The 17404-nt window shown below is 61.1% G+C and carries 14 protein-coding genes and 2 riboswitches; of the genes, 7 read left to right on the top strand and 7 right to left on the bottom strand.

What is annotated here, in order from left to right:
* The first annotated feature begins 58 nt into the window (after positions 1-58).
* The 6 genes from der to ACURWW_RS14715 all read left to right on the top strand — a co-directional run bounded on the left by der (position 59) and on the right by ACURWW_RS14715 (position 6495).
* Positions 59-1474, top strand: coding sequence for a ribosome biogenesis GTPase Der (der, locus tag ACURWW_RS14740; RefSeq protein ID WP_445617766.1), 1416 nt, complete (start codon positions 59-61; stop codon positions 1472-1474).
* A gap of 360 nt (positions 1475-1834) precedes the next feature.
* The gene (locus ACURWW_RS14735; RefSeq protein WP_445617765.1) at positions 1835-2050 is read left to right on the top strand and encodes a hypothetical protein; all 216 of its coding nucleotides are present in this window, start codon (positions 1835-1837) and stop codon (positions 2048-2050) included.
* Between the two features lie 280 nt (positions 2051-2330).
* Positions 2331-4484, top strand: coding sequence for a VTT domain-containing protein (locus tag ACURWW_RS14730; RefSeq protein WP_445617764.1), 2154 nt, complete (start codon positions 2331-2333; stop codon positions 4482-4484).
* Positions 4481-5197, top strand: coding sequence for an endonuclease/exonuclease/phosphatase family protein (locus tag ACURWW_RS14725; protein ID WP_445617763.1), 717 nt, complete (start codon positions 4481-4483; stop codon positions 5195-5197). The genes ACURWW_RS14730 and ACURWW_RS14725 overlap by 4 nt, the downstream gene beginning before the upstream one ends.
* A 281-nt stretch (positions 5198-5478) precedes the next feature.
* Positions 5479-5922 (top strand): hemerythrin domain-containing protein, encoded by a 444-nt coding sequence (locus tag ACURWW_RS14720; protein WP_445617762.1) that lies wholly within the window; start codon positions 5479-5481, stop codon positions 5920-5922.
* 132 nt (positions 5923-6054) lie between these two features.
* Positions 6055-6495: a hypothetical protein gene (locus tag ACURWW_RS14715; RefSeq protein ID WP_445617761.1), complete on the top strand. Its 441-nt coding sequence runs from the start codon at positions 6055-6057 to the stop codon at positions 6493-6495.
* A 53-nt stretch (positions 6496-6548) separates the two neighbouring features.
* On the opposite strand, the gene ACURWW_RS14710 is transcribed toward ACURWW_RS14715, so the two are convergent.
* The 6 genes from ACURWW_RS14710 to ACURWW_RS14685 all read right to left on the bottom strand — a co-directional run bounded on the left by ACURWW_RS14710 (position 6549) and on the right by ACURWW_RS14685 (position 14797).
* Positions 6549-7349: a thiazole synthase gene (locus ACURWW_RS14710; protein WP_445617760.1), complete on the bottom strand. Its 801-nt coding sequence runs from the start codon at positions 7347-7349 to the stop codon at positions 6549-6551.
* Positions 7349-7549 carry a sulfur carrier protein ThiS gene (gene thiS / locus ACURWW_RS14705; RefSeq protein WP_445617759.1) on the bottom strand — a complete coding sequence of 67 codons (201 nt, stop codon included), beginning with the start codon at positions 7547-7549 and terminating at the stop codon, positions 7349-7351. Before thiS ends, ACURWW_RS14710 begins: the two co-directional genes overlap by 1 nt.
* A complete protein-coding gene (thiO, locus tag ACURWW_RS14700; RefSeq protein ID WP_445617758.1) occupies positions 7542-8681 on the bottom strand; it encodes a glycine oxidase ThiO in 1140 nt (379 codons plus the stop codon). The genes thiS and thiO overlap by 8 nt, the downstream gene beginning before the upstream one ends.
* Positions 8682-8749: 68 nt before the next feature.
* A riboswitch (TPP riboswitch) is annotated at positions 8750-8864 on the bottom strand.
* 130 nt (positions 8865-8994) lie between these two features.
* Positions 8995-10383, bottom strand: coding sequence for an exodeoxyribonuclease VII large subunit (gene xseA / locus ACURWW_RS14695; RefSeq protein ID WP_445617757.1), 1389 nt, complete (start codon positions 10381-10383; stop codon positions 8995-8997).
* Between the two features lie 119 nt (positions 10384-10502).
* Positions 10503-13691, bottom strand: coding sequence for an efflux RND transporter permease subunit (locus ACURWW_RS14690; RefSeq protein WP_445617756.1), 3189 nt, complete (start codon positions 13689-13691; stop codon positions 10503-10505).
* Positions 13691-14797: an efflux RND transporter periplasmic adaptor subunit gene (locus ACURWW_RS14685; RefSeq protein ID WP_445617755.1), complete on the bottom strand. Its 1107-nt coding sequence runs from the start codon at positions 14795-14797 to the stop codon at positions 13691-13693. The genes ACURWW_RS14690 and ACURWW_RS14685 overlap by 1 nt, the downstream gene beginning before the upstream one ends.
* 411 nt (positions 14798-15208) lie before the next feature.
* Between ACURWW_RS14685 and ACURWW_RS14680 the strand changes: the two genes are divergently transcribed.
* Positions 15209-15700: a DUF3237 domain-containing protein gene (locus ACURWW_RS14680; protein ID WP_445617754.1), complete on the top strand. Its 492-nt coding sequence runs from the start codon at positions 15209-15211 to the stop codon at positions 15698-15700.
* A gap of 87 nt (positions 15701-15787) precedes the next feature.
* Here ACURWW_RS14680 and ACURWW_RS14675 read toward each other — a convergent pair whose 3' ends face one another.
* Positions 15788-17188 (bottom strand): alanine/glycine:cation symporter family protein, encoded by a 1401-nt coding sequence (locus ACURWW_RS14675; protein WP_445617753.1) that lies wholly within the window; start codon positions 17186-17188, stop codon positions 15788-15790.
* Positions 17189-17323: 135 nt separating this feature from the next.
* A riboswitch (SAM riboswitch) is annotated at positions 17324-17399 on the top strand.
* Positions 17400-17404 lie beyond the last annotated feature (5 nt).

The raw sequence follows: 17404 nt of genomic DNA, 5'->3' as shown, positions 1-17404 counted from the left end.
GATATCGGTGCGGCATTTCCAAGTCTGGCAGCATCCGCTGCCCTGAAGGTATGAACCTATGTTGCCCGTGATCGCTCTGGTGGGGCGCCCCAATGTGGGCAAATCCACGCTGTTCAATCGGCTCACCCGCAGCCGGGACGCCATCGTGGCGGATTTTGCCGGGCTCACCCGCGACCGCAAGTACGGCGAAGGCGAGGCCGAGGGCCGCCGCTTCATCGTGGTGGATACCGGCGGTATCAGCGGGGACGAGGAGGGCATCGACGAGTTGATGGCAGGTCAGTCTCTGCTGGCGATCGAAGAAGCCGATGCGGTGTTATTCCTGGTCGATTCCCGCGATGGTCTGACCGCCGCCGACCAGGCCATTGCCAGTCACCTGCGCAGCACCAATCGCAACACCTTCCTGGTGGCCAACAAGATCGACGGTCTCAACCACGACGTGGCCATCGCCCCCTTCTTTGAACTGGGCCTTGGGGAAGTGCATCCGATTACCGCCAGCCACGGGCGTGGCGTAAGGGCCCTGATGAGCCGCGTGGTCGAAGGGTTGCCGGAAGCGGTAGAGGAGCCGGCCTCCGAGGACGGTGCCCGGGGCATCAAGATCGCCGTGGTGGGTCGCCCGAATGTGGGCAAATCCACCCTGGTCAACCGCATGCTGGGCGAGGAGCGGGTGGTGGTGTTCGATATGCCGGGCACCACGCGGGACAGCATCTACATCGACTACGAGCGACACGGCAAGCCCTACACTCTGATCGATACCGCGGGCGTGCGCCGGCGCAAAAACATCAAACTCACGGTGGAAAAGTTTTCCATCGTGAAAACCCTGCAGGCGATCCAGGATGCCAACGTGGTGATTCTGCTCATCGACGCCAGCGAGGGCCTGGTCGACCAGGACCTGCACCTGATGGGCAACGTGGTGGATGCCGGCCGCGCCCTGGTAGTAGCCGTCAACAAATGGGACGGCCTGGATGAGGATCAGAAAAACGCGGTTCGGCGGGAACTGGATCGCCGCCTGCGCTTCGTGCAGTTTGCGGACGTGCACTTCATTTCCGCCTTGCACGGCACCGGTGTCGGCCACCTCTACAAATCCGTGGAGAAGGCCTACCAGTCCGCCACCAACAAGTTCAGCACCAACTTTCTCACCCGCATCCTTGAAGGCGCTGTCGCCGATCACGCGCCACCGATGGTGCGCGGTCGCCGGATCAAACTGCGCTACGCGCACACGGGCGGACACAATCCGCCAATCGTGGTGATCCATGGCAACCAGACTGAAGAAGTGCCGGCCCATTACGTGCGCTACCTGGAGAAAACGTTCCGAACCGCGCTTCAGTTGCACGGAACTCCGCTCAAGATTCAGTTCAAGAGCTCCGACAACCCATATGCTGGTCGCAAGAACAAGCTCACAGAGCGACAGCAGGCCCGGAAGCGTCGCCTCATGTCTCACGTCAAAAAAATGGAAAAGAAAAAGAAGCGCCGCTAGCTGATGTAAAACTCTTTTATCAAAGGGCCATCAGCAGAAGGTGTTCGGTCGTGGCCGGCGTGCATTGTTGTGTCTCCTCACAATGTAGCTTGTGCCAGTCTTTATAAAAGATACAAGGGCCGCCAAACGGGCCCTCGAAAGGCATGCTTTGCCCCTGTGCCGAGCGCATCGACCGCGCTGTCGCCAATCGGCTCACTCCCGGTGAGCAACCACTCAGAACGGGCTGAGATGGAGCTTTGGCCTGGCCTTTGCTCTTCCCCCCGACGCCCGCATTTTGCACGGCTGCGCAATCAGGAGCGGGTATCGCCTGGCGGCCGGATCCACGCAACTAACGGGACCAACAGGAGGAGAATGCCAACCATGCGCACCCATTCAGCGCGTAAGAACCCGCAAAGACGAACCGTCAAGCTGTTCCAGTATGGCCAGATCGAGTATCGATCCGGCGCCGGCCGGGTGAGTGGAAGTTTTGAAATGACCGCCTTCCCGCCCCCTGTGGGGTCCGAGCGGGCGATTCCCTTCGAGCGCGTTGTCGCTCCGCACCCGAACGCTCCCGCAGCAAAAACAAGCTCCCGCTGAGTCTCAATCCCCGCTGTTTCGCATTTCATTACGACTCCAGTCTGGCCCAGGGACGGGGCCGACGGAGTCAGTCCCGTCTCGAGTCTTCGAACAGCCTGCCAGGTGTTTTGCATCGGCACTCGGGCGGATTCGCTCGGTCGTTTGCGACCCAGATTTGTTTTGAACTGCTCGTGTTCCCGCCCGGATTCACTTGCTCCTGGTACAGATTCTGCTCGTCGCTGCTAGGTCATCCGTTTTGCCGCGGGGCTGTCTTCCGTTCTCACGAAACGAACCGAACCGAATGCACGCAGCGAATCTGTTTAAACCGGGCCACAATTGCTGGCGGCGTAGTCACGCGGAGTACGCGTCGGTTCTGGTGGATTGCGAGAACTTCTACCGGGCGATTCACAACGCGATCAGCAAGGCTCGCCACAGCATCTTTATCGCTGGCTGGGACATCGATAGTCGGATCCGATTGTTGCGGGGCGAGGAAGAACTTCGTTCTCCCTGGCCCTCGGTGATCAGTGAACTGCTGGCGAAGAAGGCTGAAGACAACCCCGATCTCAATGTCTACCTGCTCCGCTGGGACTCCTCGCTTGCCTTCTTCAGCAAGCGCGAGCTGATGCTCAAACAGGTATGGGATCAGAAAACCCCCGACAACGTGCACTGTTGGCTGGACGACAGCATCCCCATGGGCGGCTGCCAGCACCAGAAGATCATTGTGGTTGATGACGAGGTCGCGTTCAGCGGCGGAATGGATATCGCCGTGCAGCGCTGGGATACCCGGCACCATCGGGTGCTGGAAACGGAGCGCGAGGACGAGAACGGAATCTACACGCCCCTGCATGATGTACAGTCCGTGGTGGCCGGTCCCGTGGTGGAACACTTTGCGGAACTGGTTCGCTGGCGGTGGAACCGGGTTGCGGACATCCCGGCGGTGCCGATTCGCGAACTGAAGCGGGACGACCTTGCTGCGCCGCCTCCCACCTGGCCAAAAGCCTTTCCTCCCCTATTCAGGAAGATCCCCTGTGCGATCGCCCGGACCATCCCGTTCATGGACGACGCGGAACCCTCCCAGGAAGTGCGCCACATGCTCCTGGATCTGATCGCGCGGGCTGAAAGATTCATTTATCTCGAGAATCAGTTTGCCAGCCGCCAGGAAATTGCCGAAGCCCTGAACGCACGGTTGCGGGCCTGCAAGGGGCTGCGCGTGCTGGTGGTGAGCAGTTACCGTCCCAAGGGCACAGTGGAGTGCGAAGCCTACTGGGCAAGCCGCATCGACTTTAAAAATATACTGGAGCAGGGCGTCGAGAAGCACCGGGTGCAAATGCTCTACTCCAGTGCGCACGACCAGGAAGGAAACTTCGGGCACAAGCGAATCCACTCGAAGGTGACCGTCGTCGATGACCAGTACCTCATTGTGGGGTCCGCAAACCTGAGCAACCGTTCCATGACCCTGGATACCGAGTGCGATCTGGTGTTCGCCGCGGGCAATGAGATTCAGCAACGACAGATCGCGCACGTGCGCAATGACCTGATTGGTGAGCATTGCGGCCGTTCTGACCAGGCGGTGGAAAGAATTCTGCGCGGGCGCAAGGGACTGATCAAGCTCACCAAGCCCGCAGGCAAGTACGCCTATCGACTCAAGGAAGTTGAGGATGAGCTTTTTACCGACCAGTCCTGGCAGATGGTCATGCAACCGTTTTCCGATCCGGAAGAGCCCATGGTGCCTCCCCTGCCACTTCTGAACGGAAGGCACGTGTCGGTGGGAAATCCCCGACGCAAGACGGTGATGATTGGCACGGTTGTGGCGATCAGCGCGGTAATCCTGGGCCTGGTGTACCTGATCAATGAGCTCTTTCCGGGAATGGACGCAGACAGCGTCCACGCATTCCTGGAGAAGAGTCGCGGAACCTGGTGGGGGCTGCCGGCCGTGTGCCTGGTCTACGTGATCGGCGGCATCACCTTTTTCCCCGTGACGGTTCTGTCACTGGCGGTGGCCGCGATCTTCGGCCCTGTTTGGGGCCCCCTGTACGGAATTTGCGGTGCACTCTTGAGCGCTGCTCTGTTGTTCGGGGTGGGCCACATGTTGGGAGTGAGAGGGCTGCGCAGATTCGGCGGCGGCAAGGTACAGGTGATCGACGAAAAATTCCGGCGCAGCGGCATCATTGGGGTTGCCGCCCTGCGGCTGTTGCCGATTGCGCCCTACAGCCTGGTGAACCTGGTGGCCGGCATCTCGTCGATCGGGCTTTTGCAATTCATGGGCGGGACCTTTCTTGGCATGTTTCCCACCATGATTGCGAAAGGCCTGGTGGGCGATTCGCTGGTGCAGGTTTTCATCAATCCGACGCCCTTGAGTATTACTTACCTGGTCGCAGGCATCTCTGTGTGGGTGGGCGTCGCGGTTATTTCCCAGAAACTTGTAAACCGTTATCAGCGCCGAAGATCGGGATGAGCCTGCGTATCGTCAGTTACAACATTCACAGTGGTGTGGGTGTGGATGGCCGCCACTGTTACGAGCGGATCGGACGCTTCCTGATGGAACGCAAGGTGGACCTCGCATTACTCCAGGAGATGGACACGCGACCACACGGGAGGGACGCGAAGGAATACATTGCCGCCCTATGTGGAAGCCACTTTCGCGAGTTGATTCCTTCACCCGCCGTGTATGAGGGACACGGCTGGTATGGCAACGCCGTTCTCACCCGCTTCCCTGTCATGTTCAGCCAGACCATCGACGTCAGCCACTTCGGTCGACAGCCCCGTAACATCCAGGAGGTCATACTGCAGACCGGACGCGGGCTGCTGCACGTTCTGAACACCCACAAGGGGCTCAAGCGCATTGAGCGTCGGGAGCAGTTCGGCAAGCTTGGCGCACATTTGCAGCAGCCGAGCGCGATTCCCACGGTTGTCGGGGGCGACTTCAATGAGTGGCAACTGTTTTCTGCCCGGCTGCGCAAACTGGACCAATTGCTCGAGCCGCAATCCATGGGCGCCACTTTTCCAACCCGCTGGCCGGTGTTCCGGCTGGATCGGTTCTGGACGCGTCCAGCGGGAATGGTGAAGTCCGCGCGCGTTTTGAAAACACCCGAAACCCGGATTTATTCCGATCATTACCCCATCGAAATGACCCTCGAACTGCCGCAGAGCACTGAAGTTGCGGGTTGAGAATGGCCGGAAAAATGTACAAGGCGCTTAAAACTCTTACAGAACAGGGCGACCTGGTTGCGGCTGAATGTTGGGCTGGACGCGGAGATCCGCTGCTTGTCAAGGGATTGAGCGTCAGGCGCATTGACTTGGCGCACTTTTTGAAAGGAAAACGGCACGAGGGGTTCGCAAGCATACAGTCCGATGTCGTGTTGTGGATGTGGAAACCCAAAACTGATCCGAATACCGAGATCAGGAGATGGCTGTCAGGTAACGGATTACCGGTGCCCAGAGGAATACAAATGAACATTTTTGAACTGATCCGCGTCGACCACCGCTATCTGCGTGAGCTGCTGGATGGAATTAGCGCAACGAAGGGTGACTCGGTCGATCGACGAAAGTTGTTCGCGCAATTGCTGGACGCGATGAAGACCCACACTCTCGCGGAGGAGCAGTCCCTGTACTCTGCGCTGATGGGTTGGCCGGAACTCACTGAGCAATGTCGACAGTTTGTGATCGAGCATGCAGAGGCGGATGAACTGCTGCAGGATCTCGAGTATGAGGACATGGGCCACCCGGCCTGGAAGATCAAGTTTTACCGCCTTCGCCACCTGATGGAAAAGCACATGGAAGAAGAGGAGCAACTCATGCTGCCCCGGGCGGAAAACCTGGTGAGCCGCTCCCAGGCGGATTACCTGAGCGGGATTTATTCGTCGCGCAAACGCGGCTATGAGCAGGTTGCCTGATTCGGCGCTCGCAGCTGTTTAACGATAGCGATACACCTTCGACCAAACACTCTCCCATGCACGGGGGCAGAAGCGGGCCCCCGGTTCTGTTATCCTTCCTGACCTTCCAAGGCCACCATTCTGCAAGCCATCTTGACTATACTGCGCGAACTCTTCGGTTGGGCCCAGCATAACGAACATATCATTGCCTGGCTGGCTGGCTCTTCAGCCCTGGTGATGGTTGTGTCGCTGATGTTGATTCCCTGGGCGGTACTGCGCATCCCATCGGATTATTTTTTACGCACCGGGCGACGCTCGTGGTTTGCCGGCAATCCCGTGCTGGTTGCGGTTGTCGGAGTTTTCCGCAACGTGCTGGGTGTGCTGCTGATGCTCACGGGGGTTGCGCTACTGGTGCTGCCGGGGCAGGGTTTGCTTACGATCTTTCTGGGTATTGTGATTGCGGATTTTCCCGGCAAGCACCGTCTGATGAACTGGCTGGTTGCCCATCCCGGTATTCACCGCCCGATGAACTGGTGGCGCGGTCGCGCGGGGCGCGAAGCGATCCAATTGCCGCCGCGGTCGCAAGCGGATTGAGGAATGTTGGCTCGTGGATGCGGGGTTACGGCTGCGCCTAACCCAACCCACGGTCAATTGCCGGGCCTGTTGTGGTGCCAGAAGGGTTGGCCGATTGTGGGGGTGCTGGGGCTGGCGGTCTGGCGCTTGACCATCAGACCTGCTTCGAAGGCCTTGCGCCCCGAGTCAATGGCCGCTGCGAAGGCTTCCGCCATCAGCGGCGGGTTCTGGGCCCTGGCCACGGCGGTGTTGAGCAGGACTCCATCAAAACCCATTTCCATGGCTTCGCAGGCTTGTGATGGTGCACCGATGCCCGCGTCCACAATCAATGGCACGTCCGGAAGGCGCTTGCGCAAGGTGTTGAGGTTGAGTTTGTTGACCAGCCCCTGGCCGGTGCCGATGGGGGCTCCCCAAGGCATCAGAACTTCACAGCCCACGTCCAGCAAGCGCTGGCAGAGGATCAAATCATCGGTGCAGTAGGGCAGCACTTTGAAGCCTCGTTTGATCAACTCCTCCGCCGCCTGGAGCAGACCGAATGGGTCCGGCTGCAGGTTGTAATCGTCCCCGATCACTTCGAGCTTTACCCAGGGGGTTTCGAACAGCTCCCGGGACATTTCCGCCGTCGTAACGGCCTCGTTGACGGAGCGGCATCCCGCGGTGTTCGGCAACAGTTTGCAGCCCGTGTCCCGAATCGCCTGCCAGAAACTGTCGCCGCCTTTTTCACCGGGCGATTGTCTGCGCAGGCCCAGAGTGACGATTTCGCATTGGGAGGCGGCGATGGCGTCCAGCATGGACTGGACCGAAGGGTAGAGGGCAGTGCCCAGCAGAAAGCGCGAACTGAAGGTTTCGCCGTAGAGAGTAAAGTCAGTGCTCATCAGCCACCTCCCACGGGGGCGACAACATCCACCCGGTCGCCATCGTTGAGGGTGACCGCTTCATAGTTGGATCGGGGGACAAACTCGCCATTCACGGCCACTGCGCATTTGTTGCAGTCGTAGTTCCAATGCGCCATCGCGGCGGCAAGTCGCGGTTCGGGTACGTCCACCCATTCATCGTTCAAACTGATCTTAAGCATTTATTTCCCCTCGGAACGGCTGTCGCTCTCCCGCCAGGTCTGCCCAGAACGGTCCCTGTTCGCCGGCCTCGATATACCGGGTGGTGTGCTCCACAATCGTGGGTGCGAGCAGGTATCCATGTCGATACAGGCCATTGATGCTGAGACATTTGCCAGTGGCCCGGATACGGGGCAGGTTGTCCCGGTAGGCGGGTCGCAGATTGGTGTCGGTTTCGATAACGCGCGCTTCGGCTAGCATCGGGTTGATGGTATAGAGCGCGCTGGCGAGTTCCAGAGTCGATTGCAGACTGATCGCGGAGCGATCCTCACTTTCGATTTCCGTCGCGCCAATGATAAAACGGTGATCCGGTTTCGGCACTACGTAGAGCTTGTAGCGCGGATGCATCAGGCGCACGGCGTGGTTCAGGCTGAACTCCCGGGTCTGCACCCACATCACTTCGCCCCTCACACCACGAAGTTCCGGTTCCGCCTCTTTGCGGCCCATGCCCCGACAGTCGATGATCCAGTCGAAGGTGTCGCTGTTGTATCCAGCGGCGATCAGCTCGCCGTTTTCCAGGTGAGCCGGACAGTGCTGCTCGCACCGGGCACCCAGTTTGCGGATTTCGCGCAGCAGTTCCTGCAGCAATCGGCGATTGTCCAGGTGTGCCTCCTGGGGCAGGTAAAGACCTTCCGGGAAATGAGCGAGCTGTGGCTCGCGGCTGCGCAATTCCGCGGAGGAGAGCCACTGGCTCGTATCCCCGGCAGTCAATTTGTAGTGGAGGTCCTGCCGGAATTGCTGCAGCTCCGCAGCGTCCTGGGGATGGGCGACCACAATGCTGCCGGTGGCCGAGTATTGGATGGGCGATGCCGCCGAACGGTTGAGGGTCTCCAGCCAGCGGGGCCACAGTTGCAGCGACTCCAGACCCATGTGGTAGATCAACGGTTCGGCGCTGACCACTTCGCTGAGGGGCGAAATCATGGCCGCCGCTGTATGGGCAGCGGCCCGGGGGTGGTCCAGATCCCCTGCCTCCAACAGGGTGATCCGGTGGCCCTGGCGCAGCAATCGCCAGCTTAGCAGCCGCCCCAGCAAGCCGGCGCCCACAACGGCAATGGCAAGCTGGCCCCTGGGTGATTCAGAATCGGGAGAAACCATGGAGTTCACGCCAGACCCGAAACGGAAGGGGAGTGCTGGCGATGGGCGACAGAGTGGGGAGTTACGGGTACAGCATTCATCTTGTTTCCTACGCAGGTCTCAACCTGATCAGGTTCGACGGGTTCAGCAGGTGCTGATCTCAGCCTGGGAAGCTGCCTGCAAGCAGTTCCCCGCCGGGACGCTCCTTTTTTTGCGTGGGAAAGCATCGCGTGTGCAAGCATCGCGTGTGAAAGAAGCCTCCGGGCCTGGCACCCCGACAAGAGTTCAAGCAGTCTACTGGCTGCATTGGGCGCCCGCAAGCGGGAGGGTCGGCTCACTTTTTCCGGAAGGTGGCATCCAGATTATCGTAGTCGCGATTGACCGCTTCAACCCGGGACAGCACTTCGCCTTTTGCCAGTTTGAGAGTGAAGGATGTGCCCACCTGAACCTGGCTGCTGCCGCGGAGAATGCGACCCTCTTCATCGAGCGCCAGGCTGTAGCCGCGACCGATGGTCTTGAGCGGGCTCATGGTCTCCAGCAACTCAACCGCTTGCGCCAGACGCCGCGTGCGGGCGTCCAGTTGCTGTTGAACCGAGTAGGACAGGTAGCGCTGGAACTGCTCCAGGCGCCGACTGTAATCGGCGATCTTTTCCATGGGGATGCAGCGCTTGTGGCGAACGGCCAAATGCTCGAATTGAGTTCGCTTGGCGAGCAGTTGGTGGCGCATGGTGCCCCATAGTCGCATTTCCAGGTTGTCCAGTTGCTGGGCCCGGTTCTGCAGTCGATCACCCGGATGGCGGAGCCGGGCTGCGGAGGCTTTCAGGCTGGCGCGGGCCTGCTCGATCTTGCGCAGCATGGCTTGTTGCAGCAGCACCTCGTAGCGCGCAAAGCCGCGCAGCCACTCACCTGCGTCGGGGCTCAGGAGTTCCGCCGCGGCGGAGGGCGTCGGAGCCCGCGCGTCGGCCACAAAGTCCGCAATGGTGAAGTCCACCTCGTGCCCCACACCGCACACCACCGGCACCGCACTGGCGTGAATGGCGCGGGCCACGATCTCTTCATTGAAAGGCCAGAGATCCTCCAGCGAGCCGCCGCCGCGGGCGAGAAGAATCACGTCGAATTCCCCCAGTTCGTTGGCGAGCCGCAGCGCCCGTTCGATCTGCCGTGCCGCTCCTTCGCCCTGAACGGCCACCGGCAGGAGAGTGACGGGAATGCCGGGAAAGCGGCGCTTGAGGACCGTGAGAATGTCGTGAATGGCGGCCCCGGTGGGGGAGGTGATGACAGCAATGTGGCGCGGCAGGCGGGGCGGGGTCTTCTTGTGTTCCGGGTCGAAGAGCCCTTCGTTACCCAGTTTGTTCTTGAGTGCCTCGAAGGCCCGCTGCAGGACTCCGAATCCGGCTTCTTCCATGTGTTCGACGATGAGCTGGTAGTCGCCCCGGCCTTCGTACAGGCTCACGCGCCCCCGGACCACAACGTGCTTACCCAGAGCGGGCTTGAAGCTTACCTGGTTGTTGCGGCTGCGGAACATGGCGCAGCGGACCTGGGCGTCCTTGTCCTTGAGCGTGAAATACCAGTGCCCCGAGGAAGGAGCGGCGAAGTTGGATATCTCCCCTTCCACCCAGAGCAGAGACAGGTGGGTTTCCAGCAGCTGCCGCGCTTTGCGGTTCAGCTGGCTGATGGTGAGAATTTCGCGCTTGGGGGTCTGGGTGAACAGGTCGTCAGTCATCGCGCCATTTTAGGCGAAGCACCCGGTGGATCACAGGGCTGACGAGAGTCAGGTCGGAAAATGGTTGGAGGCGCTCCGAACATCCGTGTTCGGTAGCGAATCACCGCGACCAGCGGGCGTCAGTGGTCGTGTGCCAGCCGCTCGGCCGCCTGCAGCTCTTCCGCCAGGCGCTTGCTTTCTTCGGCGCGCGCTGAAGAGAACCGGGCGATCAGCAGGTACAGTGAGGGGGTCAGATACAGGGTAAACAGGGCCGCCATACCCAGGCCACCGAAGATCACCCAGCCGATGGCCTCGCGTGCTTCCGCACCGGCGCCATCGCTCAGAATCAGGGGCAGGCCGCCGAGGATGGTGGAAATCATCGTCATGGCAACCGGGCGCAGACGAACGCTGGCGCCGGTCTTGATGGCTTCCAGCACCTCATAGCCCCGGTCGCGAAGCTGGTCCGCGAATTCCACCAGCAGGATTCCGTTCTTCGCCATCAGGCCGATCAACATCACCAGACCAATCTGGGAGTAGATGTTGACGGAGGTCCCGCTCAGGAACAGGGCGAATACCGCCGCCGCAATCCCGAATGGAATGATGAGGGTTACCACCAGAGCACTGGTGAAGCCTTCAAATTGCGCGCACAGCACCAGGAAGACCACCAACAGGGCGATGCCGTAGGTAATGGCCACTTCGCTGGAGGTTTCCTGCAGAGTGGCCGCCTCCCCCAGAAGCAGCATGGAGACGTTGCCCGGGAGGGTTTCCGCGGCGATCCGACGCAGATCGTCCACCGCCGATTGCAGGGGGTATCCCGGCCGGACTTCCACATCCACTTCGATGGCGCGGCGCTGGGCTTCCCGGTCCAACTGTGCCGCCACACCTTCTTCGGTCACCGTAACCACGCTGGACAGGGGCACGAGATTGCCATTGTCCGCAGTGACGTAAAGGTTCACCAGGTCCGTGGGATCGTTGATCTTGCCCGTGGTGGATTCGAGCAGGATGGGCACTGCTTCGTCGTTTACATTCAGGTCCACAATCTCGTCGCCGGCGATCATCGCCCGCAGTGTCGCGGAGATGGTATCCAGATCCACGCCCAGGTCCGCCGCCCGCCGCCGATCGATCTCCACGGAAAGTTGCGGCTGGGTCGGGTTGTAGGAGATGTCGGGGCGGGACAGCGCGCCGCCTTCCTCTTCGATGGCACGGGTAAACACCTTGGCCGCCTCGAAGATCTCGTTGTACTCATTCCCTAACAGTGCCACCTGAACACTGCCGGTGCCGCCGCCGCGCAGGTTGAGGCTGTTGCCACTGCCTACGTTGACCCTGGCCCCGGGAATCTGCTCGAGGGGTTCGCGCAGCGCCATCATGATGTCCTGCTGACTGCGATTGCGATCGCCCCAGTCCGCCAGCGGCGCGACGATGCGGGCCTGATTCGGGTCATAGGTGCCGACGATGGTGAACATGGAGGCGATCTCGCCGCTCTCCACCAGGGGCTGAAGAATCCGCTCCATTTTGTCCGCCTGGCGCTCCATATAGCCCAGACCAACCCCGTCCGGGCCGCCGGCGTTCACGTAGATGATCCCGCGGTCTTCCGGTGGCAACAGTTCCTGGGTGAGCATCTGGAAAGCCGAGGCCGCTCCCAGGGCGATCAGAAGGCCCGCGCCAAGAGTGAGGAGCGGATGGCGCAGGGTCGCCCCCACGGAGCGTTCATAAAAGAGGCGCAGGCTGGATCCCAGGCGGACCAGGCCGCGATTCAGCCGATTGCCTTCGGCCTGATCGGGCAGGCGGGAGGCCATGGCCGGAACCAGGGACAGGGCCACGAAACTGGAGATGCCCACGGCCACCGCCAGGACGAAACCGAATTCCCGGAACAGTCGCCCAGCGGTGCTGGGCAGGAAGGCAATGGGCACGAACACAGAGATCAGCACCACACTGGTGGTCACCACCGCGAAAAACACCTGGCGGGTGCCGAGCACGGCGCCGGCCCGGGGCCCGAGCCCCTGGCCGCGGCGGCGCTGGATGTTTTCCAGTACCACAATGGCGTCGTCCACCACCAGCCCGGTGGCCAGAACCAGCGCCAGCAAGGTGAGGATGTTGACCGAGAACCCGAACAGCCAGATGGCCGCGAGGGTGCCGATGAGCGCCACGGGAATGGCCACACTGGGTACCAGAGTGGCTCGCAGGGAGCCCATGAACAGCCAGATGGTGCCGATCACGATGCCTACGGTCAGCAGCAGGCTGACCACCACCTCCTCAACGGAGCGGCGGATGAAGTCTGCATCGTCGTTGGTGACGCGCAGTTCGATGTTGCCGAAGCGCTCGTTCAGGCGGTCCACGGCGGCGCGCACGTCGTCGGAGATCTGAATGGTGTTGGAACGGGCCTGGCGGACAACCCCAAGCCCAATGACCTGACGACCGTCCAGGCGGGTGTAGTTGTAGGCGTCTTCCGGCCCGAAGAAGACGTTGGCAACGTCTCCGACCCTGAGGGTGCCGCGAACGATGATGTTGGCGACCTGGTCGGCGGTCACCGTGGATGCGTCAGCGCGGACGATCAGCTCCTGGTCTTCCGACCGGAAGCTGCCGGCGGGCACGTCAAAAGCCGCCTGGCGCAATGCGGCCGCCACTTCGCTGACGGAGATCCCGTAGCTGGTCAGCCGCAGTGGGTCCACGACCACTCGCAACTGGCGCGCACGGGCGCCATAGATGTTGACGTCCGCCACCCCTTCAACGGAGATCAGTTCGGGGATGATGTCCTTCTCGGCGAGTTGGGACATCTCCTCGGCCAGCAACTCGTCGCTCATCATCGCGATGTTCACGATGGGAGAGGAATCGGCGTCTGCCTTGAGAATGATGACCTCTTCCACACGATCCGGCAGGCGGCGTTCCACCCGACTCACCGCTTCTCGCACGTCGGAGGCCGCAGTGTCCAGATCCATTCCAGGCTGGAACTCGATGCGAACCCGGGCGCTGTTTTCCTCCGAGGAGGTGCTGATGTCCTTGACGCCGGAGACCCGCGCCACGGCGCCTTCCAGAATGCCGGCGACTTCCGAATCCATGGTTTCGGGAGAGGCCCCCGGGTATTCAGCGCGCACCATCACGATGGGGCGGTCCACGTCCGGGAGTTCGCGCACCTCCACGGCGAGCAGAGCCGCGATACCGGCCAGGGCGATCAAGAGGTTAACCACCAGGACCAGAACCGGGCGTCGGATACTGAGGCTGGGAAGGTCGGAGGCGAGTTCGCCTTCCTGCTCGTCGCCGCCGCTGTTGAGGATTTCCGCTTCGGTGACCAGTTTCTCGTCGCCGCTGCCGTGTTTCTTGTCCTCAGTCATCAGCCGGGACCCTTCTGCATGTTACGGGACAGGGTCGCCCCCACATCACCGCCCGGGGGAGCCAGTTCCGGCTTTACTTCAATGCCGGGGCGCATGCGCTGGATGCCTTCGACCACGATAAGGTCGCCGCGGGCCAGCGGCCCGTCCAGCAGGACGACACCCTGTTGGCGCTGAATGACATTGACCGGTACGCGGCGGCCCTCTTTTCCGACCACGGACCATACATAGGCACCATCGGCGCCCCACTGGACCGAAATTTCCGGCACGACAAGATAGTTGTCTCCCAGAACCTCCAGGGCCACCCGGAAGCTCTGCCCCGGTCGCAGCCGGTCGCCCTCGTTGTCCACCCGGGCGCGGGCGACAAAGGTGCGGCTGGTGGGGTCCACACGGCTGTCAATGTCCACAATGCTGCCGTAGGCGCTGGGCTGGCGGCTGTTCCAGGTGGAAATGGCCACCTGGTCGCCGCTGCGCAGGGTGCCCACCAGCATTTCCGGAAGTTCGAAGCTGACCAATAGGGCGCTGCGGTTGTCCAGGGTGGTGATTGCGGTGGACGGCTGAATACGGTCGCCCGGGTCTACGTCAGTGATACCCACGTAGCCGTCAAACGGAGCCTCGATGGAGCGGTCGTCCAGGGCGATGCGGGCCTGGTCCAGCTCAATGCGGGCTTCTTCCAGGGCGGTGTGGGCGGCATCCAGCGTAGTGGGAAGTGTGGCACCGCTCTGGGCGGAACGCTTGTATCGCTCATACAGGCGCTCGGCATCTGCGACCCGGACTTCCGCCAGTTGGACGGCCAGGCGCTCGTTGCGTTCGTCCATCTCCACCAGGACATCACCCTTACTGACGGCCTGACCGGGTTCGAAGTTGACCGCGACCACTTCGCCGGAGGTGACCGGATACAGAGTGACAGACTGGACGGCGCGGGACGTACCCACGGCCTCCACGCGCGTGCGTTGTGGGGTTTCCTCCACTGCGGCGACAATCACACGCAACGGCCCCTGGCTTCCGCCATTTGTCTGCTGGGTTTTACCGTCGTCCGAACACGCTGCAAGCAATGTTGCGGTTGCAACAAGCAGGGCGGTGGGAATTAAAAACCGGGGTCTTTTCATCAGAGACGAATCTTCTTCTTTATATGGAGGTAAAATTCACTGCCTGGAACAACCGTGCCGGGTTCCGGGAACAGCTTGACCGCGCCATGTTCTTTGTTCACGTGTGACCAATGTGCCATGCAGTGGCGCAAGCCTATCTGGAATCGCCGGGTTCATCCAATCAAGAAAAGTCAACAGGATGCCCGCGACGCCTTCCACCAATGGAGCGCCAGGCGATGCGTGTTGGACCTGCGCTACAAGGGTAGTTCATGGGTTACGTACCTGCATATGTTAATAAATGTTTAGCCCGGCGTCCCGCCGCTTGATGGATACCGGCGTCCCGCCGCTTGATGGATAATAGGGACTGCGGGTCCCGAGCAGAGCACCGGCACTGATTACAGACACCCTAAAATTCAGATGGAGGAGATCGGTATGCGAAATTCAGTTCCACAAATTTGCCGTTGGGTATTCCTGTTGATTGCAACAGCGATGTTGAGCGGAGTCGCACACGCCACGGAGGATCGCAACGAGCTGCAATCGGAGTTTCTGATGGATTTTGTCATCGATACCACCGAGCCCCAGCAGGTCGGCAGTCGCCGCGTCGTGCCCATTACGGGGGGTTACTTCGAGGGTCCGGGGCTGAAAGGAACGGTATTGAATGTGGGGGCCGACTGGATCAAGGCGCGCCCCGATGGCACCAGTGAACTGGACGTGCGGGTAACTCTGGAAACGGAAGACGGGGCCCTGATCTACATGTCCTATGCAGGAATTCTCAGCCGCACTGACGAGAGTCTTTACTGGCGAGTGCTGCCCCGTTTCGAGACTGCCTCCGAGAAGTATGCCTACCTCAATAACCTGCTGGCTGTGGGCATTGGCAAACGCGTTGACGGAAAAACCGGCTACAGCATCTATCGTATTCTGTAGCCGGTTCTTCGCCCTGCGGAATCAGTCCCCGCGGGGCAGTGTATCGCCCTGGCCCTCGTTGTGCGGGCAGGCTGCTGAGGGGCTTCTTCAACGGTCTGCCAGTTCCTGCTGCTCACGGGCCAGTTGCGTGAAATACTTTCTCGCTGCCGCGTTGACCCGCGGAGCCAGTACGAGCGTTGAGGTCATGGTCGGTATGGCCATGACCGCATACAGGCCCACGATAAGCCCATTCACCGTGTTCATGGACGCCATGGATCCGAGCACAATCAATATAAGATAAGCCGGGGTGTACCAGTGCTGCCGCTCGGCGCCCAGCAGAAAGCCGAGGCAGGTGGCGCCGTAATACCAGAAGCTGACAATGGTGCTGAAGCTCAGCAAAGCGACCATGACCAACAGGATGTATATACCACTGCCGGGCAGAACCTGAGCCATGGCCCGGGCGGTCAGGGATACGCCCTCCGCATCGCCGCCGTTGTCCCACACTCCGGTGAGCAGGATGATCAGGGCCGTGCAGGTACAGACGACCAGTGTGTCGACGATGGGGCCGACCATGGCCACAACCCCTTCCCGAATGGGCTCGTCTGTGCGCGCCGTACCGTGGGCCATGGACTCTGTGCCGATGCCCGCTTCGTTGGAGAAAGCCCCCCGGCGCACGCCCACCATGATCACCGAACCCACCGCTCCGCCGGCCACCGCGTTGCCGGTAAAAGCGTCCTCCACAATCAGGGCCAGCGCCGCCGGTATGTCGCTCGCGTAGCGAATCAGCACATAAGCGGTGACCGCCAGATACAACAGGACCATGGCAGGCACCAGTCGTACCGTAATCTTGCCGATCCGCTGTATCTGGCCCGCGATGACCAGTCCCGTCAGGGCCGCGACGGCAGCGCTGGTGAGAAGATCCGACCAGAGGTGCTCTTCGGCAGTGGCCCAGCCGTTGGGGATGACCACCACGTTCCGCAGCAACTCCACCAGTTGATTGGCCTGGAAGAGGGGCAGGGTGCCCACCATGCCGGCCACGGCAAACAGCCAGGCCAGGGGGTACCAGCGCGGGCCCAGTGCTTCGCGGATCACGTACATGGGGCCACCTCGGATGACACCCGCCGAGTCCGTGCCCCGATACATGACGGCGAGCGAAGCCGTGTAGAACTTGGTGGCCACACCGATCACTGCGGTGACCCACATCCAGAACACGGCGCCTGGCCCCCCGGCACTGATCGCAATGGCTACCCCGGCGATGTTGCCGAGCCCGAGGGTTCCGGACAAAGCGGTGGACAGCGCCTGAGAGTGGGGGACCTGACCCGGGTCATTGGGGTCGTTGTACTTGCCCCGCAGCAAGTCGAAGGCGTGGGGCAGGTGACGGTAGGGTCGCGCCCCGGAATAGACAAGCAGATACAAACCGCCGCCCACGATGAGCACGACCAGCGGCGTGCTCCACATGAAGTCGGCGAAGGCGTTGAGGGCGGCTTCCAGATTATTGAGAAATGGCATCGTTATTCTTAAGTTGAGTGAAGGGTGGTGAGGCTGAGGTGGAGCACAGCCGCATCAGTCTACGGCTTTTGTTTTCCGCGTCAAACGGGCCCGGGGTGGCTGCTGTCGATTGACCCTGTCTTCGCCTTTGCCCTAGAATGAGCCTGCGCCGATTTGAGTCAGCTTGCGGGCGCGTTAAAAATGCCGCTAAAGAGATGATGGCCTTCCGGAAACCTA

The sequence above is a fragment of the Gilvimarinus sp. F26214L genome, from assembly GCF_054401055.1.
Note: the sequence above shows the minus strand (reverse complement) of the source record. Positions and strands in the feature narration are given on the sequence as shown.